Source organism: Spirochaeta dissipatitropha (assembly GCF_054657935.1).
Map to the genome: position 1 here is coordinate 51729 of NZ_BAAHXT010000012.1, position 24947 is coordinate 76675.

General features: G+C 46.6%; 19 protein-coding genes. 14 read left to right on the forward strand and 5 right to left on the reverse strand.

All coding sequences use genetic code 11. The features are described 5' to 3' along the window. Window positions 1–3 precede the first annotated feature (3 nt). From ACYQ2L_RS13605 to ACYQ2L_RS13625, 5 genes are all read left to right on the forward strand, one after another. The gene (locus tag ACYQ2L_RS13605) at window positions 4–630 is read left to right on the forward strand and encodes a hypothetical protein (RefSeq protein ID WP_460056743.1); all 627 of its coding nucleotides are present in this window, start codon (window positions 4–6) and stop codon (window positions 628–630) included. Further along, complete coding sequence (locus tag ACYQ2L_RS13610; RefSeq protein ID WP_460056745.1) at window positions 627–2264, forward strand: putative manganese-dependent inorganic diphosphatase; 1638 nt, start codon at window positions 627–629, stop codon at window positions 2262–2264. Before ACYQ2L_RS13605 ends, ACYQ2L_RS13610 begins: the two co-directional genes overlap by 4 nt. A 142-nt stretch (window positions 2265–2406) precedes the next feature. Beyond that, the gene (locus ACYQ2L_RS13615) at window positions 2407–3861 is read left to right on the forward strand and encodes an InlB B-repeat-containing protein (protein ID WP_460056747.1); all 1455 of its coding nucleotides are present in this window, start codon (window positions 2407–2409) and stop codon (window positions 3859–3861) included. Continuing rightward, on the forward strand, window positions 3854–8533 hold the full coding sequence (locus tag ACYQ2L_RS13620; RefSeq protein WP_460056749.1) for an InlB B-repeat-containing protein: 4680 nt from the start codon (window positions 3854–3856) through the stop codon (window positions 8531–8533). The genes ACYQ2L_RS13615 and ACYQ2L_RS13620 overlap by 8 nt, the downstream gene beginning before the upstream one ends. Window positions 8534–8538: 5 nt before the next feature. After that, entirely contained in the window at window positions 8539–10035 is a 1497-nt protein-coding gene (locus tag ACYQ2L_RS13625; RefSeq protein ID WP_460056751.1) for a hypothetical protein, read from the forward strand. 3 nt (window positions 10036–10038) lie between these two features. On the opposite strand, the gene ACYQ2L_RS13630 is transcribed toward ACYQ2L_RS13625, so the two are convergent. Then, window positions 10039–11295 carry a GGDEF domain-containing protein gene (locus tag ACYQ2L_RS13630; RefSeq protein WP_460056754.1) on the reverse strand — a complete coding sequence of 419 codons (1257 nt, stop codon included), beginning with the start codon at window positions 11293–11295 and terminating at the stop codon, window positions 10039–10041. Between the two features lie 187 nt (window positions 11296–11482). On the opposite strand from ACYQ2L_RS13630, the gene ACYQ2L_RS13635 reads away from it, so the two are divergent. The 5 genes from ACYQ2L_RS13635 (at window position 11483) to mazF (ending at window position 16115) form a co-directional block, all read left to right on the forward strand. Further along, complete coding sequence (locus ACYQ2L_RS13635; RefSeq protein WP_460056757.1) at window positions 11483–12328, forward strand: hypothetical protein; 846 nt, start codon at window positions 11483–11485, stop codon at window positions 12326–12328. 140 nt (window positions 12329–12468) lie between these two features. Beyond that, window positions 12469–13194: an InlB B-repeat-containing protein gene (locus tag ACYQ2L_RS13640; protein WP_460056760.1), complete on the forward strand. Its 726-nt coding sequence runs from the start codon at window positions 12469–12471 to the stop codon at window positions 13192–13194. 10 nt (window positions 13195–13204) lie between these two features. Further along, the gene (locus tag ACYQ2L_RS13645) at window positions 13205–15454 is read left to right on the forward strand and encodes a hypothetical protein (RefSeq protein ID WP_460056763.1); all 2250 of its coding nucleotides are present in this window, start codon (window positions 13205–13207) and stop codon (window positions 15452–15454) included. Between the two features lie 95 nt (window positions 15455–15549). Then, a complete protein-coding gene (locus tag ACYQ2L_RS13650) occupies window positions 15550–15783 on the forward strand; it encodes an AbrB/MazE/SpoVT family DNA-binding domain-containing protein (protein ID WP_460056766.1) in 234 nt (77 codons plus the stop codon). Continuing rightward, the gene (gene mazF / locus ACYQ2L_RS13655) at window positions 15777–16115 is read left to right on the forward strand and encodes an endoribonuclease MazF (RefSeq protein WP_460056769.1); all 339 of its coding nucleotides are present in this window, start codon (window positions 15777–15779) and stop codon (window positions 16113–16115) included. The genes ACYQ2L_RS13650 and mazF overlap by 7 nt, the downstream gene beginning before the upstream one ends. A gap of 59 nt (window positions 16116–16174) precedes the next feature. Here mazF and ACYQ2L_RS13660 read toward each other — a convergent pair whose 3' ends face one another. Beyond that, entirely contained in the window at window positions 16175–18133 is a 1959-nt protein-coding gene (locus tag ACYQ2L_RS13660) for an InlB B-repeat-containing protein (protein ID WP_460056771.1), read from the reverse strand. Between the two features lie 166 nt (window positions 18134–18299). On the opposite strand from ACYQ2L_RS13660, the gene ACYQ2L_RS13665 reads away from it, so the two are divergent. Both ACYQ2L_RS13665 and ACYQ2L_RS13670 read left to right on the forward strand, forming a co-directional pair. Next, entirely contained in the window at window positions 18300–18974 is a 675-nt protein-coding gene (locus ACYQ2L_RS13665; RefSeq protein WP_460056774.1) for an InlB B-repeat-containing protein, read from the forward strand. A 2-nt stretch (window positions 18975–18976) separates the two neighbouring features. Continuing rightward, the gene (locus ACYQ2L_RS13670) at window positions 18977–20629 is read left to right on the forward strand and encodes a hypothetical protein (protein WP_460056776.1); all 1653 of its coding nucleotides are present in this window, start codon (window positions 18977–18979) and stop codon (window positions 20627–20629) included. Here the strand turns inward: ACYQ2L_RS13670 and ACYQ2L_RS13675 are convergent, their stop codons facing one another. Beyond that, window positions 20630–20992, reverse strand: coding sequence for a response regulator (locus tag ACYQ2L_RS13675; protein ID WP_460056778.1), 363 nt, complete (start codon window positions 20990–20992; stop codon window positions 20630–20632). It lies immediately after the preceding gene. Window positions 20993–21069: 77 nt separating this feature from the next. Continuing rightward, window positions 21070–22323 carry an ATP-binding protein gene (locus tag ACYQ2L_RS13680; protein ID WP_460056780.1) on the reverse strand — a complete coding sequence of 418 codons (1254 nt, stop codon included), beginning with the start codon at window positions 22321–22323 and terminating at the stop codon, window positions 21070–21072. Window positions 22324–22433: 110 nt separating this feature from the next. Here ACYQ2L_RS13680 and ACYQ2L_RS13685 point away from each other — a divergent pair, with 110 nt between their 5' ends. Next, a complete protein-coding gene (locus tag ACYQ2L_RS13685; RefSeq protein ID WP_460056782.1) occupies window positions 22434–22754 on the forward strand; it encodes a hypothetical protein in 321 nt (106 codons plus the stop codon). A 61-nt stretch (window positions 22755–22815) separates the two neighbouring features. Further along, on the forward strand, window positions 22816–23973 hold the full coding sequence (locus ACYQ2L_RS13690) for an RNA-binding domain-containing protein (protein WP_460056785.1): 1158 nt from the start codon (window positions 22816–22818) through the stop codon (window positions 23971–23973). Window positions 23974–24019: 46 nt separating this feature from the next. On the opposite strand, the gene ACYQ2L_RS13695 is transcribed toward ACYQ2L_RS13690, so the two are convergent. Continuing rightward, entirely contained in the window at window positions 24020–24940 is a 921-nt protein-coding gene (locus ACYQ2L_RS13695) for a hypothetical protein (protein ID WP_460056787.1), read from the reverse strand. Window positions 24941–24947: the final 7 nt, after the last annotated feature.

A 24947-nucleotide genomic window follows, 5' to 3' on the forward strand; every position in this document is an offset into this window, starting at 1 on the left:
CGCATGAGCCTACCGACCACCGAAGCCGCTGTACGCATGAAGCCGGCATTGAATAACGCAGAAATTGACATGTACAGTGTAATTCTCGCAAAAACCCGAACCTTGCTGGAGTTTGGCGACGCGGGCAGCACGCTGCTTGCCGTACGACACAGGGTAAAAAAGATATATAGTGTGAAATCATCTCCCGAGCAGATAGCTGAATTGCGGAAAATCGGACAGATTGTTGAAGCAGAGCGTGAAGGGCGTCTTGAGTTCTTTCAGCCCGAGATTGGCCGCTGCAACCGCAAGGGAAAACCCGTGGACCGCAAGAATCAGGATGCCTGGCCGGCATATTTCACGGATGTCTGGGGACATCTTGGGGATGTAGTACCGGACGTTCTGTACATCAACGGCTTTTATACCCTGGCTGCATCCATGGAAGCTCTTAAACACATTGGTAACGGCACCCAGGTTATGCTTTATGGGCCACATCGCCTTCGCCGGGTTGATCAGCTCAAGGAGTATTATGAATTCACCAATATTGTGCAGAACCTTGCGGTAATGCGCCGTAAAAGCAGTTGGGACCCTGAGCGGCATCTGGCCGAAGTTCAAGACATTATAGAGCAGGTAAAATACAAGCCCAGGACATGAAGAACAGAATATACGTAAGCGGTCACAGTAACCCGGATATGGACTGTACCGTAGCTTCCTACTGCTACGCGTATCTCAAGAACAAAATCGACCCCGAAACCGAGTATTATGCTATTCGCTGCGGGGCCTTGAATGACCAGACAAAAAATGCTTTCCGACAGGCCGGGGTAGAAGCACCCCGGCTCATGAAAAATCTCTATGCATCGGTGGGCGATGTCGTCAAAAAGCCGAAAATGGCACTCAGTCCGGAAACCCCGATTCTCGAGGCAGCCCGGATTTTTTATCAGGAAAATATAAGTCTGCTGCCAATTCTCAGGGATGAAATCTACCAGGGCTCGGTCTCTGTTAACGAGGTCTCGAGTTATCTGGTGAGTCAGTCAGGTTCCGGACGTCCGGTCTATGAATTTCTGGTGGATAATCTGGCCAGAGTCATTCCCGGTATTTATCTATGCCGCGGCGCCGAGCACAGCTTCCGGGCACCTATTATGACCGGAGCCATGCCCAGTGAAATCTACCTGCAGCGCATGAACGACATGCAGCAGAAACCCGTTCTGGTAGTAGGTAACCGCAAGCGGATTCTCGAGCATGCAATCGCCAGCGAACTGCCGGCAATTGTAATTACCGGACTGGATGATCCCGAAGAACTCCTGGTTGATCTCGAAGGTTACCCGGGAACCGTATTTCTCTCGAATGCCGACAGCGCTGAATCTGTCAGACTGCTGCGCATGAGTGTTCCGGTTTCAGCAATTGCCAACGAAAATCTACCGGTAATCCAGACCCGCATGGATTTTGAGGAAGCAAAGCATCAGCTTATGGACAGCGAGTACCGTGGACTGCCCGTGTTCGACGAAGATCGATATGTGGGCATTGTAACCCGCCGGTCCTTCCTGGAAAAACCGGTCAAGAAACTTATAATGGTCGATCATAATGAAACCGATCAGAGCATTACCGGGGCAGATCAGGCCCAGATCGTCGAGATAATTGATCACCACCGCTTCGCAGCCGCCAAGACCAGCGCGCCAATCTATATTGCCAGCAAGCCCGTGGGCTCAAGTTCTACAATTGTGTATCAGCATTTCAAGCTGCATGATATATATCTGCCTCCATCTATAGCCCTGCTGCTTTTTTCCGGCATTATCTCCGATACCGTAAACATGAAATCTCCGACGGCAACTTCCGAGGATGCAGCCGCTCTGCGTGAACTCAGTGTGGTTACAGGCCTGCATCCGGATGATTACGCCAAGGAAATGTTCAGTCAGCTCAAAGCCCTGCAGGAACGCGACCCCAGTGAAGTCGTTCTGGCTGACTTCAAGACCTATGCCCAGTACGGCTGGAAAGTCGGGATCGGTCAGGTGGAAGTAATCAATATGGAAGGTGTCCAGGAACTCGTTTCCAGCTTTCGCAGCGCGCTCAGTGAGGTGCAGAAAGAGAAGCGACTTGACTGGACCATGCTGCTGATTACCGATGTCATGAAACAGAACAGTCTGCTGGTAAGCTGCGGTCCTGAAAAACTCGAGGACCGCCTTATGTACTCCCGCCATGAGGGAGTGTTTGACCTCCCGAATATACTCTCGAGAAAAAAACAGGTACTGCCCGAAATTCTCAGAGTGCTTGAGGAATCTCTGAAATCATAATATATCTATAATTATAAACACATTCGGTGGAATTATTTTCATCTCGGTGCTACACTTTTTGTATGGAGAAATCGCACGTTTGATCAATGCAGGTAAGTGATCTCTACTGATCATTATTGGTCGCGGTGCAGGGGTGGTAGCAATGAATAATTCTCGTTTTCTGAATGGGTGGTTTCGTTCAGCAGCAGGCTTTCTGTGCCTGTTGATATTTCTCGGTGCAGGGTCCTGTTCACAGCCCTTTCGTTTTGAATCAGCACGTAATCAGACACTTGTCCTCGAGCTGCAGCTGCCGTTGTTTCCTTCGTTGACTGCAGCAGGCTCGACTGGTGAGGAGGGGCAGAAAGCACGATTTCTTGTGCCGTCGGTCAGCACCGTTGAGCTTCGCCTGAGCGGGGAGGGCCATGATTTTGAACGGACAGTCAGCACAGAATTCGTCATAGACGATGGAGCTGCCAGTACAAGAATCAGGATCGATAACATTCCTTCTGATCGTGCATATAATCTGGAGGCAGTAATTTCTGCCGGCAATACAGCGATATATTCGGCCGCTGCTCCCGGAGTGCATGTTTCTGCACAGAAAGCAGCGGAGATCAGCCTGTTTCTTGAACCTCACCATACAGCACTCGATGCAGCTGTTTCCCTGCAGGATACACTTGCCGGCCGCAGCCTGAATATTCCGGCAGAGGGATTCAGGTTCATTCCTCTGGATTTTGATACAGCCGGCAGCTATGAACTGGTTTTGTCCCTGGACGCAGGTACCGGGATTCATGGAGTGTTGTTTGTACCTGAATCAAAATTCCTGGATGGACAGCGTCCGGGTCTCAGCGACGGCATAACAGTCGATTCCGGGGATCTTTCCGGGGGTACGTACCGGATTATTATCTGCTTCTACAACCCCGGTGCAAGCAGTATCGAGTTTGACTGGAGCCTTGTAGCGGACTGGCAGGTGAATACTTACAACATCATTTTTAATGCAGATGGGGGCGAGGGTACGATGGAGCCGCAAGAAGTGAACTACAATCAAACCTTGAGTCTCCCGCCGAATATTTTTACACGTACAGGTTATAGTTTTATCGGGTGGGCAGTTGAATCTGGTGGTGAAGTGGCTTACGCCGACGAAGATACGTATACACATACGATTGATGACGATATGACCCTTTATGCACTGTGGCAAGAGCTTGAAATAATCGGGGTCACAATAGACCTCAGCAACCCGGATGACATCAGTATAGGCAATGGCGAGGATATAGTTCTTGATCAATCAGGAGAACAGGGTGAACAAACCCTGACGGTAAACGCAACAGCTGGCTTCCTGAATTATTACTGGAGTCTGAATGGCAATGATTCTCATCCTGCACTGGAGATTAATGCAGGAACTCCGCATGTAGTCACGGTTGATTCTCTGATGCTCGAAGTCGGGGGAGTGTACGAACTCCTACTGGAAGTCGAAATAGCGGAAGATGACTGGCGTTCTGCGATCTTGTACTTTGAGGTAGTTTCTGCGCCTGTGCTAGCATATGAGTCACCACATATAGGTAGGCTGGTCTATGTTCCTGCAGGTAGTCGTAGTGGCTACAGGAGGAATCAAAATGTATAAAAGTAGATATAAAACGACCCTGCTCTGCATGCTTGTAGTATTCAGTCTCCTGTGCTTTTCCTGTTCCAATCCGTTTTTCCAGCCAGCTGAAGATTACAGCTCGTTGAAAGGCGGACAGGATCAGCCGAAGGGTCTGCCTGCAGATGCTACCGATCTGCAGTTTGGCTCGCTGAGCATAAACCGGCAGGACGGCCGGACAGTCCTGCCTGCTCCTGTTCTGCCGGATGAGCTTGAGTACATGGTCAGCCTTGTTTCGCATAATGGTCATGCAGGCATTGAAGCTGGTCCATTCGAGTACAGCACAGACGGGTTTTTTATCGATGAAATTCCAGTCGGTACCTGGGACGTCCATGTAAGCGCCAGGAGGGTCGGGGGCAGTCAGACCATGTTTACCGGCAGTGCTCTTGGGGTGTTTATCCAGGCCGGAGGAAGCAATTCGATTCACCTCAGTCTGAAACCAACACAGGATGGCACTGGTTCTTTTGAGTTCAGTCTTGGCTGGCCAGCGGCTCTGGTAGATCAGTATACTATTGAATGGCGAACGGAGCGGGGTGGTGAACCGCTGGATGAAGTTAGCTGGCCGTTTACGGCACTACCAAACGAAATTGATAATTCTATTGTGTTGAATCTGGAAGCTGAGGAGCTGGAAAGCGGCAGCTATTTTTTGAGGATTGGACTGAAAAACAGTGCAGATGTACTTGTCGCGTCTGTCAGTGAAATAGTGGTCATTTATGATGATCAGGTTTCCACTAAAAATATAATTCTTGAAGAAAAACATATCTCACAACCGCCGACAACCGGTGAGCTATTTCCCGTTGAGTCAGTAAGGAATGCGGAAACCCGGGAACTGACTGGAATTAAGCTCTCATGGACTCGCGGATCCTACACAGAAAGCGGATACAGAATTTACCGGGAAATAAATACCGGCGGTATGGTGTTAATGGATGATTCACTGCCTGGCTTTGCAGACAGCTGGACGGATACCGAGCTGAGTGCACTGGAGTCAGGAGACACGCTGGTCTACCGCATTACCGCGTTCAACAGTTTTGGTGATGCACCAGGGGCCGACAGCCCGGAAACAACGCTGCACTCTTTTTCCTGGAATGACAATGGTGCAACACAGGGTGCGGGAGATCTGCCGGAATCTATATTGTTGTTCAGCGGCGAAACGCTTACAGTTCCGGGGTCTTCTGCCGGCATGAGGGGCCCTCTGCTTACAGGTGAGCATGATGGTTCAGGAATTACACAGCGATTTCTTGGCTGGTCCGTTGACGGGGGAGATCCTGTTCTGGCAGAGGAAATTAATGTCAGCATAACTGAAGATACTGTCTGCACAGCTGTCTGGACAACAGACGAAGATGCCATCGTCAAGGTGGGACCTGCGGGTGGAACTATATTCTACGACAAGGGAAATGACGTCGATGGTTGGCGCTATATGGAGGTCGCTACCTACGAGCATGAAACAGCGGGACGTTGGCAACAGCCAATGGAGTTAGTTGGCGAAACTTCAGGAAACTTTGGAGCAGGAAAGTTTAATACATCTCGAATTGTCGCCTGGGTTAATGCCGAAGGTGGAAGGACGGCACAGGCTGCAACAGACTGTTACGACCTGGCTATTCTGAGCAATACTATTCTTTATGATGACTGGTTTCTTCCTTCCAATAATGAATTACAAGAGATTTATGCAGCACTGAATGGTACCATTGCATTTGACTTTTCTTTAACGTATCCAGGATACTGGTATTACAGTTCTACCGAATACAATGCAGACCATGTGGGAGATTTAAATTTCAGCACTGGAATTTTTACTGCAGGGGGTAACAAGTCTGATGCTGATAAAAGCATCCGGCCTATCCGTGCCTTTCGTTCTACTGAACCTACCTACATTGTCACATATGATCTAAATGGAGATGACGGAATACATATACCCTTTGATGGCAACTATTATGAATCTGGGGATACGGTATATGTCACTCCAGAGACAATGGTTAGACAAGGCTATATTTTTCTGGGCTGGGCAACAGAACCTGATAATCCTGTAGAAATCTATGATGCGGAGCAGGAACTCATTATGCCTGCCGGGAATCTGGTTCTGTATGCGCAATGGGAAATGCAGATCCTGACATTCATACAGACCAGTGAATTGAATGGAGCGGCTGAATTTAATTTGAGTCGATCAGATGCGAATGCGCACACCAGTCTTGGCTATTATCTTGGAGGTGGTATTGCGCCATATTTTGTTGTTTCTGTGAATGTTCCCGAGAATGAGGGAATTGGCTTTACGAGTGTAAGGCTTATGGATAATGGAAACTGGACGAATGAAAGTATACAGTTCTGGGCTTACCGAAATGGTGAGGAAGTAGCGTATGAAGAATATGTCGGTGTAATTCCGTTTGCGGTAGATTCTATGGGGCTATATTACAGATTTGATGATTTTGGTTTCGGATATGCGGACACACTCATTATATCTGCCCCTCAAAGCGGGGGAGAGCCAACACGATTCTGGCTGACAGATGTCGTGACTACTATTGGCGGTGTGGATTTTGATGATCCGGACTTGCTGACAGGGCTTGGCAGTCCGATTGTAACAGCAGTTCCCTCGGACTATAGGGTCAGGTATTTTCCAAACAGAGCTACTGATGGAAGCGTTCCCATTGATCCCAATCTATACGGATATTATGAATCAGCAACGATTCTGGCTGCTGGTAGTCTAGTGAGGTCCGGGTATAATTTTACCGGGTGGAATACATTACCCGATGGTTCTGGTGATGATTATGCAGCCAATATGTCGAAGTTTATAGAGGATTCATTTATTCGGCTCTATGCCCAGTGGGAAGCTCCGCATATTACCGGTGATTTAACAGCGTACAATGGTCAAACTGGATATGATCACTTCCTGACCGTTACAGGCAGTGTAAGTGGTGATACTGTATGGGGATCTCATATCTACACTTCAAATTCCAGCCTGCCAATGGCTGCCGTACATGCAGGACTACTTGAAGAAGGACAGGATGCTACTGTAAAGGTTCGAATGCTGGAAACGAGCGATTATATGTATCTGGCTTCCGATCGTAATGGAGTAATGACAGTTGCGCATGGTCCTTACTCCGACGCATATCAGGTTACAGGCCTTAACAGTGTATACCCTCCTTATTTCATGATTAACGATGGTCCTGAATATCAGGTTACGATTGCAACGGCCACTCCAAATGCAACTATCCGCTACACAATTGATGGAGGAGATCCGGCAGGAGGAACAGTTTATTCGGGACCGGTAACAATCAGTTCTTTGACGGAAGCTATAGAATTGAGAGCTCAAGTGAGTGCTTCTGGATTAAATCCACTTGAACGGGAAATATTTTTGTACCCACTGAATTTCAATAGTTACGGTGGAACTGAACTTGATCCATGGTACGTGTTGAATGGACAACAAATCAGCGTCGATTCTCTGCCGGCTCCGGAAAGAGAAGGCTATAATTTCGCTGGCTGGTATGCCAGTGAAAATTTTGGGGGAAGTTCGCTGTATGGCGACTTTACTGTCTTTGGTCTTGTTACACTGCACGCGAAATGGGAATGGATACCTGATTACTACCTTATTCCGGATAGCAAAAATCAGCTGATTATCAATAAGGGACAGGCAGATATCGATCTATCAACTCTTGTTCCTGCTATCTCTGGCGATTTCTGGATGCCTGGTAATGAAGCAACAGATTTCTTCCCGGTGGACATAGTACAGGACTCTCTGGGTAATTTCTTTGTATCAGTCAGTACAATACTTGATCCAGCATCGACTGATAACAGAGGTTTTGCAGACTATGGACAGAGCTTAATTCTGAAAATACCAAACGGTAATCCAGCTGAAGCTTCGATAGTCTTTCCGTCCGGATCCAATTACACTCCGGAAGACTTGCCAGACATACTTTGTCTGACAATTGATTCTGATAACGATATACTGTACTTTTTTGCTGCTGAACCAACAGGAGAGGGCGCCAATGGACAGTTGTGGTCCTTGAATACAGGGACGGGCCTGGCCGTTGCTGCACAGAGGGAAGGCGGAGGTGAGTATCATCTTTATGGCGATAATCTGATTAAGATGGCGCCTCCTGGCGGTATGACCTTTGTTCATGAAGGAGTTAGCCAATATCTTTTTGTTGTTACTCACCACGAAGGTACCAGACTGGAAAAAATAGACATCAGCGATTTTTCGACAGTTGTATCCATTGATTTTATTGCAAGGAATGACGCAAATGTTCCGGCAAAAATTACCTTCTTCGATGTTCATTATCTAGATGGACAGGTCTATGTTACTGCTCCGGTATGGGACAATCAGACCATGTATTATGCGAGTTCTGAAGCGCCCAAGATTATTCGTTTTAATACAGATTTGACTCTGGATGATTCAATTGGAATGTCGGCGCATCATGGCAGTCCTGGCCTTGTCCCCTTGTATTATCCGCAGCGCTTTGTGAATACTGAAATGAATGATGCCCTGTACTTTCTGGATGGAGGCGGTAGATTTTTTGGACAGGACACGTCTGAATTAGCGCAGCATCCTGCATTGTTCAAGCGACTGGTTTTCAAGGTAGGTGAGGATGACGAGTTTGACAGCTATGAATTGGGTGAAACCAAGGCCTTCTGGGGTTACTACCTGCATTTCAGTTGCGGATTATAGCTTCAATGAATAGGCAGAATGCCAGATGCCAGGATGATGGTACCGTCATCCTGACAAGTCTGACCTGTGACAGGCTGACTACCTTTACTCAGTCACTGGAGACCCTGGGTCCTGCTGTTATGGGAAATGATGCGGGCTTCAGGCTGCTGGTTTGCGATGGCTCTCATAGTCCTGAAACCATACAGGCAAAAAAAGACCTGCTTGAAGAAAAAAATCAGCAGTGGAACTGTGCCGGGCAATACTGGGGTATCCAGGAAAAACTCTGCCTATCTGAATCGCTGAAAAAAATCATGCTGGATTCGCGGAATTGCGAACAGGTACACCCGGACAGTGTTGATTTTTTCCTGTTTGGTTCAAACAAGGTACCTGAACTGAAAGCCCCGGGAGCCAACCAGAATTCCCAGCTTGCTCTGTCTGCCGGAAAAAGTCTTGTAAGCTTCGATGACGATGTTTTTCTACGTCCCCGGCAGTTAAAACCTGAGGTTATTATTGAAGCCGACCGTTTCAGGGAACTGATTGCAGGGGCCTTTCATTGTGAAAAGCTGTTTATGGAAATAAGTGAGCCATGGAATGGCAATGTATGTCATGAGCTTACAGAACATCTTGGAACAAGCTGCGTTCAGACAGATCCGCATACCGGAATTAAAACTGAAGGTCTCATACGAGGGACAAACACAGGGTTTTACGGCGGACGCTGGTTCGATGTACCGTTTTCTCTTCTGACCATAAAACAGCCCTTTCGGCAGAGCATTGAAGCAGGTAAGTCTTCATACGCAGAATTGAAGTCCAGGCCATATTGTTTTACCCAGAGTGATAAGCTTCTTGTCCCGAATCCGCTCACCTTTGCCGGAGCAATGGCAATTGACTGCCGAACATTCGTTCCCCCTTTTTTCCCCCATCTCCGCATGCAGGAGCATATCTGGCAGACCCTACTGGGGGCCTGTCATCCGGGAGCCTGCACGGCAGCGCTTCCTTTCATGCTGTTTCACAATGGGGAGGATAAACAAGCCTTTACTACTGCCGATTACCAGAACGTAGGTTCAAGCCTGGGCCGGCATGTACTAACAACGCTTAATGGACTCATTGCCACATTATATGACGAATCCCCTGGTAGTCCCACGGATTACGAATACTTCGGACAGGCACTCCTGGATCTTTCCGGGCTTTCCTACAGAGAATGGATGCTGTACTGCAGAAAAATCTGGATGGAGTCGGTGATCCCCGGTATTCAATCCTTTCAGCATCTGCTGCATGAGCACCATGGAAAACCCCGTTACTGGGCCAGGGATGTGAACAGATTTATTTCCCGTATTAAAAACGGTATGAACGATCCTGGAGATTTCATACCTCGAGAACTTCAGATCTCCGGTTCAGCAGAAACTGCCCATGAAACCTGGCAGCATTTATTTAGGAAGTGGGGTCAGCTTCTGATGGGCTGGCCTGTTATCTGGAATGCTATTGCAGAGTGGCATAGAATCGAAAATCCCTGGGTAATTAGATAGAGCCTATCTCCCGGCTACAACCCGATTCCGGCCTTGACTCTTGGCGCGGTACAAGGCCTTGTCTGCGCGCAGAATCACCTTTTCATTATCAGGATAGCGTTCAGAGGGTTCGGATACCCCAATGCTGATGGTCACATACAGGGCTTTTGCACGGCTGGCCCGTTTTTGGGATGATTTCGTTTTCTTTGATGCGGATTCCCTTTTATGAAATGCCGATTCAGCAATCATGCTCCGAACAGCATCGCAGTATCTGGCAGCCTCCCGGCAGTCCTTGCCGGGAAAGAGAATCGTAAACTCTTCTCCGCCATAGCGGAACACCTTGCCCCCGCCGCCGACAGTTGTCAGCTGGGATGCCGTGCGCCGCAGAACCTGATCCCCGATGTCATGACCATGCGTATCGTTGAACTTCTTGAAATGATCAATATCCACCATAGCAATGGCATAGGGAGGATTCAGATGCAGAAGCTGCTCCTGAAGAGCCCGTCGGTTGGGAACCCTTGTCAGTTCATCCATATATGCCAGGGCGTAGGCATGCTGAATAAGGGCAATACAGATCGATGCAGCCGAGGCTGCATACCAGAGCAGCGAAACAAGCGGCTGCGGTAGCAGAAACAGACCAATGCACATGGTAATATAGGCACCGATCCAGGCAGAAGAAAAAGCCGGCTCATTCCGCCTGTCCAGTGAAATCCAGACCATGACCATGGCACCAGCCACTCCCAGCAGGATAGCTATATCCGTAACAGCCCAACTCTCGGGTCTCATAAATTCTGGAATCAGTCTTAAATCAATGATTTTCTGCAGTGGGCCCCTCAGCATGGGATAGTAGGGAAGCAGAATCACATAGGCTGAGATAATGAGCATGAGAATAATCCAGAGGAGATTAAAACCGGAAAAAATTCTGCGCTTGCTCGAAAGTGAAACCAGCACCATACACAGGGGCATAGTCAGCTGCAGTACATGCACAGCCTCAGAAGTCAAGAACAACTGAAAGTCTGCAGCCCCTATCATAAGCGAGTACAACACCAGCAGAAAAATCAGAAGAGAATTGAAAAAAGTCCGATTGGCATGAAACCAGACACTCAGCAGCACCGCAGTCATGACCAGTATAAAAGTAACAATACGTAGCCCGTTTTCGAGAGTAGCACTTTGAATCTGGCCCAGTATAAACCAGACAAGTATGGTTGCAGAAATCAGGAGGAGAGGAAGCCTCATCAACAGAAATGCTGATTTTGCGTAGGATCGTGGATTTATCTGCATCTGATACCAAGCATAGTCCATGAATTGTCATGAATCAACAATTGTTTTAAATGAATCCGTACAACTACTGCTGTATAAATATACAGAATGACCCTGAATACATAATAAGTAATGGTTTTTACTAAAAAGGCGGGTTATTATTAGCGCAAGTAAAAGAGGTAGAAAAATTTTTGGAGGTTTTAATTTTATGGAGAAAAGAAATCGTAGAAGTAATCATTTACTTCGCAGGCTTGCAGCAGTCCTGTTAATTGTTTTGCTGGCGGGCTTCGGCCTTGTGCTGGCAGGTTGTGACACTACTGGGGCATCGGAGACACCTAAAGTATTGAGCAGCCCTGAGGTGAGTATCAATACCAGTAGAGAGGGAATTTCTATTTCATGGAATGCCGTTGCCAACGCAGAGGAATACATTTTGTACTGGTCCTTGAACGATAACGAAGTGAAGGAAATAGACCAATTGGGACAGGATGATATCTATTTCGCAACCATAAATGATAGTTCAAACAAATATGAACATAAGTATATTACAGGTGAGGATTTAATCGGTTACGAAGGACTTCCAATCGCTGACTTTGAACATAATGTCTTCAACTATCTGCTGGTAGCGAAGGCGGATGGTTATACCAGTGCTTCATCAGACATAATTCCTGGTATCGGCGTGGACATATTTATGTCTGCGACTATCGATTTCGGAGCGCTTACCGAAAATGCCGGTTTCAGACTGTATGAGGTTCCGTATGACCAGGTAGCCGGAACAGTGAACGGACCCCTGATACTTCTCGAAGAACTGACAGCAAATACAGATGCAGAAGGACTTATCACCTTTGATCTGGATCTTGATCGGGGAGTGTACCATGGCTACACCGTGTTTATTGACCAGGACGACAGTGGAACCCTGACCGAGGGTGATCTTGTGTGGGGAGGAAAACAGGATGGATCGCATACATATTCGTTCTGGAATGGAATTACAAATTTCAATCGGGTAGTAGTCCGGAACTGGGAAGGCGAGAGTTCACCGGCGAATGGCCTTTACTAGATTCTCCGGTACGAACGTGAATTAGAAACACCTGGACCCCGCATACAGTCGAAATCGGATTGCATGCGGGGTTTTTTATTAAATATTTCATATTATGTCAGGAAAAGATTGATATAATGAGATTCCTGGAGGAGGAAAAAATGCAGAATTGCAGAAATTGGTCTCTGCTGCTGAAAACAGCAGTGGTACTTTTCGCGCTGGTAATGTTGTCGGGTTGTCCGGAGATTGTGGACAGCTCAGACAGCCGTGTCAGCACAGATAGCAGCACAGATAGCAGCACAGATAGCAGTGCGGCCGGTGAAGATGAATCGGTGATTACTGATCCCGATGAAACATTACCAGTGTATTATGTGCTGTATCATGCCAATGGCGGGAGCGGCAGTGCTCCGGTGGATGATCAGCAATACCTGAGCGGTGAAGATGCTGTGGTACTGGGAGAATCCGGCCTGAGCAAAGAAAATCATATGTTTGCTGGCTGGAATACACAGGCAGATGAACAGGGAGACAGCTACCAGGAAGGGGATAGCATTGAAATAGTAGATGCAGATGTGAATCTGTTTGCTCAATGGGAACCATATGTGTTTCTGAGTTTTCAGGATGATGAAACTGAAGAATTTGTAATTGGATCGAATTCCGAGTACTCGCTAAAGCAGAGCGATTATCGATGGGTAGAAATAACTATAACTGAAGGATTTGATTCATACCAGTGGTATTTAAACGGTGATCGAATAGAGGGATTTGACGATGAAACGGAGTATTCGTTCTGGTCAGATGAAATGGAAGTCGGGGTTTACACTTTTACTATCATAGTTTTTAAAGGTGACATTCCGTATTCAGCAAGCGTAAAATTCAAGATAGTGCCGTAGGGGAAATAGTATGATGAAAATAATTAAATTCGGTATTCTACCGCTTCTTTTTTCAGGAATGTTACTTGCATGTCAGAATCCGTTCACCAATTTCGATGAGATGGGTAAGCAGACAGGAATAGACAGCAGCACTCATGGAATTCTCAGTGTTTCCATGAATGCAAATAGCAGAGCGATCCTTCCGGATACACCTGAGTTCACAAATTATCGATTGAGCTTTGCTCCACTGGACAGCCAGACAGCAGTAGATGATATTGAGTCTACAACCGGAGTTTTTACTGGAATTGTGCTGGAAGCTGGAGAGTGGGAAATTTCTGCTTATGGATATGCAGAATTCCGGGGACAGGATTTTGTAATTGCTGATGCCAGCACAGTTCTAACTGTTGAGGCAGGTCAGGGCATTTCCGAGAGTATGATTCTTGGGACCTATCAGGATGGTGCAGAAGGCGATTTCTCCTACAGTATGGTGCTTACTGCCGGTGCTGGAATAAACAAGTATGATTTGCTCATTCAGAAAATGGATGGTAGTGAAGTTCATTCAGTAACAGCTGAAGATGTAGAAACAGAGACCGCCAGTATAGAAGTTGATAATGTTGTTTCACTGGACCCAGGCTACTACCTGGTGACTGCTAAAGCGTGGAACCAGGATTCAGTAGCTGTGGAAATGAATGTTATACACGTCTACTCGAATCGTCAGACGAGCTGGGATATTGTTTTCAGTAAAAGTGATCTACTCAAACTGATTACTTTGAGCGGCAACGCAGAGGTATTCGCCAATGGAGAGAGAATATATCAAATAACAATGCAGGTATATACACGACCTTCTATGCACTGGTCTTCACGTATTGGTTCCTCATTTCTGGACGCGGATACGACTACCTGGTCTATAACAACTGAATCACTTCAGGAACCTACGGCAGTGTATTTCGAATTGAGCTACAGGTATGCTGGCAGGTATTTTAAGTCTGGTATAGTGCATGAGCAGGAGATTTATAAGAGTGATGTTTCGGACATTGAACTTGTTCATTCCGAGGATCTGATTCAGATCAACGGAACATTAGAACTTAATGTTGATACACCTGATGATTTACAAAACGTCGAGCTTCATTTTTATCTCGATGAAAATAAACCCTACTGGAGCCGTATTTCATCTGTAGGGCTTAATCTGGATGCTGACGGCAACGAAAACTGGTCAATGTATCTACAGAAATTTGAAGAGGCAACCACGATTTATGTCAGTCTGGAAATCCGTTATGACGATGACAGATACCACATATACTTTCCGGATACCCTGTCACTGTATAATGAAAATAAAGAAAATATTGATTTGACCGCTGATTTTATTCTGAAGACGCTAAGTGGCACAGCACAGGTCAGTATTAACGGTTCCAGTGATGTTGATAATTTGAGGTTGATGGCCTACAGCAACCCGGACAGAGATAGATGGGATCATCTGATTAACGGTGTTACTGTTAATCCGGATGGGACATGGTCAATGGTTCTACAGAATTTCGAGGAACCAGGGAGCATTTATTTTACGCTAACTTTCCGGTTTGAAGACTCGTATTATCAAGCTGAATTACCAGTTGGTACAGAGTTTCATTCTGATGATGTTAGTGATATTGAGCTGATTTACAGCGGAGACACCTTTCAGATCAGTGGAACCCTGGAACACGATCTGAATGATTATTTCCCGTATGAACCAGAAGTGTTTATGTTCGCATATTATCTTGATGGAAGCAGAGAAGTGGAAATCGGAGGAGACGAGATTGCAGCTGACGGGAGCTGGTCCATGTCATTACTTGCATTTGATTCTGAGACAGATATCTACTTCCGCTTCGGAGCAGGATTTGAAGACAGATTTGGTTATGTAATGATAGACATTGAAGCTTCTGTGAGTGTAAAAGACAGTGACATGGCCGATATAGGGCTAAATTCAGAGACAGTAAAAATCAGCGGTATCTTTGCAGATGCTGCATCCGAATCAGGAATTCAGATGCCTTATGGACTGTATTTTTTTAAAGATGATTTGGATGAAGATAATGTGATGTGGTCATCTGAAGAAAGTACTCCGGAATGGTTTATCATCTTGAGCAAGACAGCTGCAGACCAGCATTATTTCATAGCTTTAAATGTAATGGATGCGGATGGTAATGAGCTGATATTTATTTCAGAGGACGCATATACCTTCGGTACCAGCGATGTGGATAACATAGTTCTGGATCTGGACGATATGGAATTTTTTATGGTCAGGAATTAACACCTATACTGTAATACCGGCCCCAATACAGGGTTATACATTGTATACTTGACTTGTGGATATACAATGTATAACCTTTAGACAGGAGGCGAAGTATGCAAACTGTTGTACAGAAGTGGGGAAACAGCCTGGGAATACGAATCCCGGCGGTATATACAAAGGATTTTGATTTAAGAAATGGAAGTGCAGTTGATATTTCAGCAGAAGATGGAAAAATAGTCATTGTGCCAAAAAAAAATACCCTGGATGAATTATTGGAAGGGGTGACTGGAGAAAACATGCATGAAGCCGTGGAAACTGGCTCATCGATGGGCAATGAAGAATGGTAGGTACATCTTATATACCTGAAAGAGGGGATGTTGTGTGGCTTGATTTCAATCCTCAATCAGGTCATGAACAAAAAGGTCGCAGACCAGCATTAGTGCTCTCTTATCAATCATATAATAAAAAAACCGGTCTGGGTATTTTTTGTCCAATAACCAGCAAAGTAAAGGGATATCCATTCGAAGTGGGGATTTCAGGAAAAACTATAAATGGCTGTGTATTGAGCGATCAAATCAAGAGTCTGGACTGGAAAAAACGGAATATTGAATACATCGAGAGAATTAAGGAAGGCCTGCTCCATGAAGTCCTGAAAAAAATCAAGGTAATAATTGAATAGGTAAGCTACAAAGCCCCGGCGCAGCCCCGGTAAAACGCCGGGGCTGTTCTTTTCATGAATCAATTTATGGTAATAATGCGGGATTCTGTTCTGATTGTTCCGTCAGCGTCGGTGACTCTAATGGTGAGCTGGGTTGTAATCGGTTCGGTACTATTCAGGACCATAGTAAAGGATCGATTACTGACCTGCACCGGTACTCCATGAAGGCTGCCTGAGGAATGGTGTGCAACGATCTGGTTCTGGGCAAAGCTGGCTCCCCAGGGGAATACAGCATTCGGGTTGCTGCTGATTACGTTTACCGTCAGGTTTTCGGGACGTGTTTCGTAGTCCCACACTGCAATACTGAGACTCATGCTGTTGGAAGATGTTCTGGTCAATGTTGTTTGCGGGAACCACACGATATTCGGTGTTCGATTTGCGGGTATGTCCAGGAACCTGGAGCTTGTAAGCTCGGAAATGCCGTTGCGGACAATGCGGAACTCGACAGTGTCGCTATAGTCTCCCTCGGGCAGGTCGTCGCGGTCGGCAATAATCAGTCTGCTGACCCGGTAGGTTTTTCCTCCGGACACAATGTCTGCCAGGCTGTTGTCAATCGTGTAGTGCAGGCCTTCTTCCAGGCCCGGTGCTATCCACTCTATATGAGACTGATCATCCATGCGGTAGCGGACTTCCAGTGTGGGCGGGTCAAAGAGCCAGTCGACAAATCCGATGTCGTGTCCGTGTTGCGGCAGTATTTCAGCAGCAATTCTCCAGCCAGCGTAGAGCGTCATGCCGGCAGTGATCGGAGTACTGAAGTTCCATGCCTGGGTCAGATCCGGATCGCTGAACCAGCCCTCAAACACATAGCTGCTGCGGGTGGGGGGGGCCGGTTCAGTAAATGTTCCTGACTGACCATTATCCAGTTCGATTTCTATGCTTGTTACGGCACTGCCGCCGTTGCTTTCGAACTCTACTAGAGCTGCCCATTTTGCGATGAGACTGGTATTCTGAGCTGGCATATCGAAAAATGTAATTACATAGCTGTCTTCATAGGGAGACCACCAGCCCTTGAAAATCATACCCTCACGTTCAGGCTGGGGCAGATCATCTACATGAATACCGTCATAAGCCTCAATTTCAAGACTGAGTGGACCGTTCAGCTCGGTTGCGCCATTGTAATCCAGTTCCAGAGTGAACGGAGCATCAATCAGCTCGAGCCGGAATCTGAGGTGATTGGTACTGCTGTTACTCAGCTCCCAGATTTCACCGGGCTGATACAGCGCTCCACTTCCAATATTCCGCCAGCCGCCGAAGAGCTTGTTCTCCGGCAGGGTGTAGGTATTTCCGGTTCTCTGCAGCATGGTTTCAAGATCCAGCAGTACAAACTGATCTCCGATTACATAGTGGTTATTCACGTGGTAGCCGCTTATATCCATGCCGATCCAGCTGGTTGCTCCCTGGTATTCTTCAATCTCAAGTTGAACCGTGAAGACTTCCGAGGAATCGAACCAGCGTGCATAGAGGGTGGTCGAGCTTGTGAAGATGGCTCTGGAACCCGGATGGTAGCTCGTACCCGTACCGTCTGCCTGTGTATTCCAGCCGGCGAACTGCAGGTATGGATCTTCAGGAGGTGGATCCGGCAGGGCGATAACAAAACGGCTCGAGCTTTCTGCTTCTGTGCTTCCGGCCATGCTTGCGCTGGAACTTGAGCTGCCACTGCTGTCCTGTTTTTGCAGAGTAGCCCGACCAGGAATAGTGACTTCTGCGCCGGATTCAAAGCTCATGCCCTCTGGAGCGCTGCCCTCAGTTGCCCCATTTCCGTCAAAGCTGATGGATATTAGCGATGCCGCAGGTGAATCCGACGAAGTCGTATCAGTTGAAGTCGAATCCCAATTCTCAGAGCTGCCCCCGCCGGTCGTGTCCTGGGTCGTGTCTGCAATGGAATCTGATCCCGAAACCGAAACCGGGTTCTCACAGGCTGTAAGGAGCCAGAGCACCGCGGCAGCTATAAGCGCCAGCGCAGCCAATCTTTTGTACATAGTATCCTCCGAAATATAGTTTTCTATAAAGCTAACCACACATAGCGGAGCTGCCATCTACCAGATGGTATATTTCTTAGAGAATTACTAATCATTAGGATTTAATTTTTCACTGGAAATCTTCGGATAATAGTTTAGTATGTATACTAAAGAAAAGGGGGAAGGCATGAGGAGAAAAAATGTATCCACATGCATACGGGGCGCAGCGGCCTTGTTTGTATTGGGATTTCTTCTGCTTGGCTGTGATACTGGTCTGAACAATGATCAGTCCGGTACCGGTACCGGTACCAGCACAGAGCAGGGTGATTCACACAGGGTTTTGTACAGGGCGAATGGAGGAAGTGGTTCACCGCCTTCAGATTCGAAAACTTACAGCAGCGGGGAACAGGCGATCGTTCTCGAGAAGGGGGATGACCTGTCTTACCTTGATCGCGACTTTATGGGCTGGAATACAGAGCCCAACGGAGAGGGCGAATCCTTCCAGGCGGGGGACAGTCTGATAATCGAAGACGGGAATGTAATTCTGTACGCACAGTGGGAGTCGGGAATAGTTATCCGCTTTTTCGACTCGGAACATGAAGAATTCGAGGTGTTCCCGTCAAACGAGCTGACAGTGTTTCGCACGGGTGAAGACTATATGGTATATCTGTCGGTATCTGAAGACTTTGATGAGATCCGCTGGTACGTAAACGGATCTCTATGGCGAACAAACAATAGTGAAGTCACGTTTTATTATACTAGCCGTGATCCAGGCGTATACACAGTGACTGTGGTGATTACCCAGGGTGAAGTCTTCCGTTCCGGAAACATACGGATAACCATTAAAGACAGGGAGGTGTGAGTATGAAGGCACGAATAGTTGTAGGCTTCCTGCTTATTTTAGGTTTAATTCTGAGTCTGACGGCATGTCAGAATCTGTTTAATGGGTTCGAGGAGATACAGACTTCTAATGACCGGATGGTACTCAATCTTCATGCTGCCGCTAATGAAAGCATGGCTCGCAATATTGAACCTGACATTCCACAGTTCACGAAATTCCGTTTGAGCTTCGAGTCCCTGGATGCAGACCAGACAGCCCAGGATGACATAGAATCAACCACCGGATTTTTTCGGGGAGTTGAACTCGACCCAGGTTCCTGGCGTATTCATGCCTATGGGTATATAGAGTACGAGGGAAGCGTGCAGATTGTTGCTGAAACCAGCCTGGAAATCAGTGCAGAGGCCGGGCAGGTATTGAACGAAGAAATCATACTCGGTTCTCCTTCCAGTAATGAAGGCAGCGGCCTATTTTCCTGGAGCCTGGAACTGCCGGCTGATACTGGAATAACAGAATATGAAATAACGCTCAGATCGTATCCGACAATGGTACAAAGGTACTCTGATTCAGAGACGGATCTTGATATTCAGCTAACTCCCTACAGTGCTTCAGCTGAAGCTGAGCTTGAAGCCGGTTATTATTTTGCTTCAGTGAAAGTTCTGAACGACAGTGGTTCACAGGCAACAGAAAGCCACATTTTGCGGATTGCTGAAAACAGAACGACCAGTTGGGCAGTCAGTATTCAGGAGGATTCTTTCCTTCCGATTATCCGCATGAACGGCAATGTTGAGGTATTAGTCAACGGTTCAAGCGAAAATGTAGAGATTGAATACATTACTTTATATTGGAATGAAGAACGCCATTGGTCCCAGACTGCCGTCGGCCAGTGGGCTGACGAAGATGGAAACTGGAATTTCTCTCTGGAAGAACTGCAGGAGGAAACCGATCTCTATGTCAGGATAGAGTACCGTTACAATGGCTCCTGGCAGAGACTGGATCCGGCAGAGACAATTCGGGTTCACAACAGCGATATTCAGAACCTGCAGCTGAACTATGCCACAGAGCTGATTGGTATAGGTGGGACGCTGGATTTCACTGCAAATGTATCATTGGATGATTTTGAATATTTATATGTGGATGTTTATTCTTCGGAAGATCGACACTGGGGGAGCCGGATCGGTGAAGCAATGGTACAGGAAGACGGTAGCTGGTACTTTGCTGCAGAACCCTTTGAGGCAGAAACACTGTATTTTTCACTGTCTTTTATGTATATGGATGTCTATGTGCAGCTTGAGATATCTGATTTTCTGCATGAGTATACAGATTCAAACGAAGACATTGAGCTGAGCTACCATGCGGATCTGGTAGTCTGGAGCGGGAGTATGGAAATACTGGTGAATGGATCAAGCGCCGGCATTGAAAATCTGTGGGTTCAGGCACGATATATTGAAGACAGCGGGAATTACACATACCTGAACTATAACTCCCTTATCGATGACAGTGGTAACTGGCGTCTGGTATTTAAAAGCCTTGAGGAATCAGAAACCATAGAAATTACGGTTGGTATAAGATATTCCGGCACGTGGTATAACAAGCTTGTAAAAACAATCCATGACGCAGGAATGGAAGACCTGAGCGATATTCACCTGTTTTATGACATGCAGATTGATGAAGATTGATTAGAGATTCAGGCAGCCGCAGACTTTTTCCTTGAGCAGATGCAGCTGGATCGGTTTTTCGATAAAGTCGTTAATACCGGCCTGGCGGCATTTGTCATATTCGATATTGGTGGACCATGCGAGAATCGGGGTATCGGCAAGGCTGCGGTGGGTCCGCATGCTGCGGGCAGCCTCTATGCCGTCCATTACCGGCATGTTGATGTCCAGAATAATCAGATCAGGATGCACTTCGAGGGCCTTGGCGACCGCCTCGGCCCCGTTTTCTGTCATGAAAAGCTCATAATCAGGCAGAATTTCATGAAAAAACACCTGAATGAGTTCGGTAACTATGGTACTGTCTTCGGCAATCACAACTTTCTGCATACGGTAGTCCTGAATATATATTATAAATTAAAGATAAGTCATTTAAATAGGTTTAGCAACATTTGTGAGAAGATTGATTAAAGCCCATAGCGCAGGGAAATATCAGAATCTGTGCTCACAGCGTCAGAGCGGCTGCGCAGCCAGAGTACAGACCGGGCATCGGGAAATCGCTGTGCCAGACGCTGTAGAGGTTTTTGCTCACGCTGCAGATTGTCACCATGCAGTTCCAGGCTGACCTGAATCAACTCGGATGGGGTAATAAAGTCAATCTCACCCTGATCATCAAGCCAGAAACCGGGTTTTATTCCCGACCGCAGGAGTTCAAGTAGACATGCGTTCTCCCAAAGCTGACCCTTGTCTGCCCTGGGGCGGATTGTTTGATACAAACCGTTATCTATGAGATAGATTTTGCGTGCAGCAGCTGAATTCGCTGAGTTTTGAAGCGTAATTAAAAAAAGACTTTCCTCAAGATAATGCAGATAGTCATACAATGTATCCTTGGATAAACGCATACCCTGACTTTTGAAATCGTTGTACCACTTGTGAACCGAAAAGGTCTTGGTGAATGAAAGCAAAGCCTTCTGAAACAGCTTTTCCACAAGTACAATATTTTTGATCTCATGACGTTCCACTACATCACGCAGCAGCATGGTATCCACATAAGACTTAAGCAGATGCAGTTTCAGTTCAGGATCAGCTGCCAGTACTACCTCCGGAAAACCACCCCACTGAAGATATTCATCCAGTAGGTTATTCAGTTGTGCATTTTTTCGACTATCCAGAGGCAGGCTGGTCCCCGAGACCAATGTTTCATTCTCCCAATTCCGAAACAACAGGAATTCACGAAAACTCAGCGGAAACAAATCATAGCTCAGTACTTTGCCACGGAGAGACTCTGCAAGATTACGATTGAACAAAGACGAATTGGAACCGGTAATAATGATCAATGCATTCTGGTTCTGCAGATAACGAAGTCCGGATTCAAAATCAGCTACCTGCTGGATCTCATCCAGAAAAAATACCGGCTCATATGGAGCACAAATTTCCAGAGCGCTTTCCCATAGTAATTTCCAGTCAGAAGCCTGGAAATCCTGCCACAGATATTCCGTAAAATCCATCCAGATTGCCTGGCGGGAATCAAGGCCCATCTGCTGCTGCAGCTGTAGTAAATATGTAGATTTACCTGATCGGCGGGTACCCAGAATCGCCGCGATTTTTCCGGTTTGCCGGTGAAAATCAAGATCTATTCGCAGCTCACGTGGAATAAAACTCCGCCGACCCTGCGCGGACTGCCTATCAAGGAAGTACTGCAGGATTATTTCCTTTTGCATAGGGAAATATTAGGCTATAATTTCCTGTTAATCAAGCCAATTTTTTGCTACTCAACAACTTTTATGTTATAATCAAGAGGAAAATTTTCCGGTGTAAACAGTGAGTTTTTATGAACAAGGAACAGGCAAAAAAAGAAATAGCTGCAATTTTTTTGAGGAACGGTTATGTAAGATTACAAAAACCGGAGCGTCAGAAGCAGGAAGGATCACAGGTATACAAAAAAGGGAGCGAGGTTCGATTACTTGCAAAAAATAGTGATGAGCTGGATTCAATTCTTCAGATGCTTGAAGTACTCGAGATTTCGCCCGGGAAGCCGTTTAAAAAAGCCAGACAAACTTGTATTCCCCTGTACAGTAAAAAACAGGTGGCGCGATTCATGGAATTAATAGCTCCCTATATAACTACCGATGTACCTCCACCAAAGGCATGAGCGTATGTTTTTTTGCTGAAAAGTTTGAATTGTGATATGCTTCATACATTGGAGATTGATTTTGACTAAGAGTGATGTGCTGTTTCTTCTGGAATCTGGCGAAAACAAGACAGTAGAGTTCAAAGATCACCGTGTGCGCTCTGAGTCTCTGGCCAGAGAAATAGTGTCTATGGCAAATACCGTTGGTGGTGTCATTCTGCTTGGAATTCAGAATGATGGCGAAGTTAGCGGATTGACTCAAGACAAAAACTGGGAGGAGTGGGTCAGTAATATTTCCCGTAGTTCTGTAAACCCTTCTCTTACAGTCGATTTTACTATTACAGAAATTCACGGAAGTGCTGTTGGAGTATTAATTATTCCCAAAGGCAAAGATAAACCCTATCAAACAGTGCAGGACGGGAAATTCTGGATACGGGTGGGTTCTACCGTTCGACAAGCCACCAAGGAAGAACTGAGTCGTCTGTTCCAGGCTTCCGGATTGGTTCACTTCGATATCTCTGCCGTTAACCATGCCTCAGTGGACGATCTGGATCAAAACAGAATCGCCCGGTATTTCTCGGATGTATATGAACTGGAGTATCGAACTACTGATTATGATGAGCAAATCAGAATACTGAAGAATAGCAGTATTCTTACTGATGGCGATACTGAACTGGTACCAAGTGTTGGTGGCATGTTGGTGTTTGCACAGAATCCGCAGAAGTATTTACCTCATGCTGCTCTTACCGTCGCAGTCATCAATGGGGTTGATATTAGTGATGATGTAATCCAGAAAAAAGAAATAGATGGAGTTCTGCCCGAACAGGTGGACAATGCATTGGGTTTTCTATTGCTGCATGTTCCGGAGCCTTTAGTCCTGGATGAAACAGCCCGCAGAAAAGACACCCTGGCAATAAGCCGAACGGTTCTTCGTGAAGTGCTTGTTAATGCAGTTTGTCACCGTGACTACTCCATGTCGAATCAGAAAATCCAGATTTTTCTGTATAAGGACAGAATTGAAGTGCGAAATCCGGGAAAAGTAGCCAATTCACTGACCCTGGAAATGATACGCTATGGAAATTCCGCTCCCCGCAATATTTTCCTGGTAAAACTCATGGACAACCTTCGCTACATCGATGGACTGGGCCGAGGTGTACCCCTAATTATTAAGCACATGGGGGATCGGGTAGTATTCCGGGAAATTGGTGACACTTTCAGTGTAACACTCTGGTATTCATGAAAAATTTCTCGTCATAATTGAATAATCCGGGGGGAACTACTTCTGGCTACTCAAGAGCGAAACCCAGACTGAAGTATGGTTCCCGGGTGACATGAATGCGGTTCTCGGGGGGCAGATGATTTCTGAGCTGAATGTTCATTCTCTGGCCGATTCCAAGATTGATTGTCAGAATATTCTGAATCGGTATGCCTATGTCGGCAACCAGACGTATGCCATGCAGGTGGACCGGATCATCGGCAATCATGACATCGAGTCCTGTGTTATCGAGTTGAATGTTCCTGTAGGGCAGGTACTGGTAGGAATGATCAGCAGTCAGGCGGATAAATCTGCCGGCCCGAATGCGGATGTTCTGGGAAATATAGGGTGCTGCGAAACTGGACATGCGGTTGTCGAGCTGCAGGTCTTCAAGGGAATCCTCGTGATCGCTGTAAGTATACGAGACCTGCTGATTGAGAATAAAGTAGTAAAATGGTGAGACCTGTGCTGAGTAGCGCAGGTCGGCCCGACCGCCGCCAACCGAGGCAGTGAAGCCGATGCGGGGGGAAATGAATCGAGTAGTGCGCTGGTTCAGGTAATCCGTTCCGAACTCGCCAATTTCGTCTACAAGTACAAAAGTGGCCTTATTGGTCTCGGTAATGCTTATATAGTTCAGTGACAGGGTAATGGAGTCAAAAAGCAGGCCGGCAGACAGATAGAATGGCAGAAAAATCTCGGTTTCTTTCCGCTGGAACTCATTGAATTGGGTAGATAATTCGGCACCAGGCACCAGTGAATCCGAATACTGGGTCTGTTCATATACATTTACTCCAAGGCCCAGGCGTTCACTGAGGGGGCGTTCAAAGTAGCCGACGATCAGACTGCCCTCCTGAAACAGGGATGAGGAGAAATCAAACACGGTGCTGTTCAGCTGCACTGTGCTGATTATGAGAAAAATAAACGAAACGACAATTGTTCTTCTTTGTTTCATACTCAAT

What these genes read in the sequence shown, in the direction of transcription:
- ACYQ2L_RS13605 (WP_460056743.1), top strand. Translation starts at nt 4, where the DNA reads ATGAGCCTACCGACCACCGAAGCCGCTGTACGCATGAAGCCGGCATTG.
- ACYQ2L_RS13610 (WP_460056745.1), top strand. Translation starts at nt 627, where the DNA reads ATGAAGAACAGAATATACGTAAGCGGTCACAGTAACCCGGATATGGAC.
- ACYQ2L_RS13615 (WP_460056747.1), top strand. Translation starts at nt 2,407, where the DNA reads ATGAATAATTCTCGTTTTCTGAATGGGTGGTTTCGTTCAGCAGCAGGC.
- ACYQ2L_RS13620 (WP_460056749.1), top strand. Translation starts at nt 3,854, where the DNA reads ATGTATAAAAGTAGATATAAAACGACCCTGCTCTGCATGCTTGTAGTA.
- ACYQ2L_RS13625 (WP_460056751.1), top strand. Translation starts at nt 8,539, where the DNA reads ATGAATAGGCAGAATGCCAGATGCCAGGATGATGGTACCGTCATCCTG.
- ACYQ2L_RS13630 (WP_460056754.1), bottom strand. Translation starts at nt 11,295, where the DNA reads ATGCAGATAAATCCACGATCCTACGCAAAATCAGCATTTCTGTTGATG.
- ACYQ2L_RS13635 (WP_460056757.1), top strand. Translation starts at nt 11,483, where the DNA reads ATGGAGAAAAGAAATCGTAGAAGTAATCATTTACTTCGCAGGCTTGCA.
- ACYQ2L_RS13640 (WP_460056760.1), top strand. Translation starts at nt 12,469, where the DNA reads ATGCAGAATTGCAGAAATTGGTCTCTGCTGCTGAAAACAGCAGTGGTA.
- ACYQ2L_RS13645 (WP_460056763.1), top strand. Translation starts at nt 13,205, where the DNA reads ATGATGAAAATAATTAAATTCGGTATTCTACCGCTTCTTTTTTCAGGA.
- ACYQ2L_RS13650 (WP_460056766.1), top strand. Translation starts at nt 15,550, where the DNA reads ATGCAAACTGTTGTACAGAAGTGGGGAAACAGCCTGGGAATACGAATC.
- mazF (WP_460056769.1), top strand. Translation starts at nt 15,777, where the DNA reads ATGGTAGGTACATCTTATATACCTGAAAGAGGGGATGTTGTGTGGCTT.
- ACYQ2L_RS13660 (WP_460056771.1), bottom strand. Translation starts at nt 18,133, where the DNA reads ATGTACAAAAGATTGGCTGCGCTGGCGCTTATAGCTGCCGCGGTGCTC.
- ACYQ2L_RS13665 (WP_460056774.1), top strand. Translation starts at nt 18,300, where the DNA reads ATGAGGAGAAAAAATGTATCCACATGCATACGGGGCGCAGCGGCCTTG.
- ACYQ2L_RS13670 (WP_460056776.1), top strand. Translation starts at nt 18,977, where the DNA reads ATGAAGGCACGAATAGTTGTAGGCTTCCTGCTTATTTTAGGTTTAATT.
- ACYQ2L_RS13675 (WP_460056778.1), bottom strand. Translation starts at nt 20,992, where the DNA reads ATGCAGAAAGTTGTGATTGCCGAAGACAGTACCATAGTTACCGAACTC.
- ACYQ2L_RS13680 (WP_460056780.1), bottom strand. Translation starts at nt 22,323, where the DNA reads ATGCAAAAGGAAATAATCCTGCAGTACTTCCTTGATAGGCAGTCCGCG.
- ACYQ2L_RS13685 (WP_460056782.1), top strand. Translation starts at nt 22,434, where the DNA reads ATGAACAAGGAACAGGCAAAAAAAGAAATAGCTGCAATTTTTTTGAGG.
- ACYQ2L_RS13695 (WP_460056787.1), bottom strand. Translation starts at nt 24,940, where the DNA reads ATGAAACAAAGAAGAACAATTGTCGTTTCGTTTATTTTTCTCATAATC.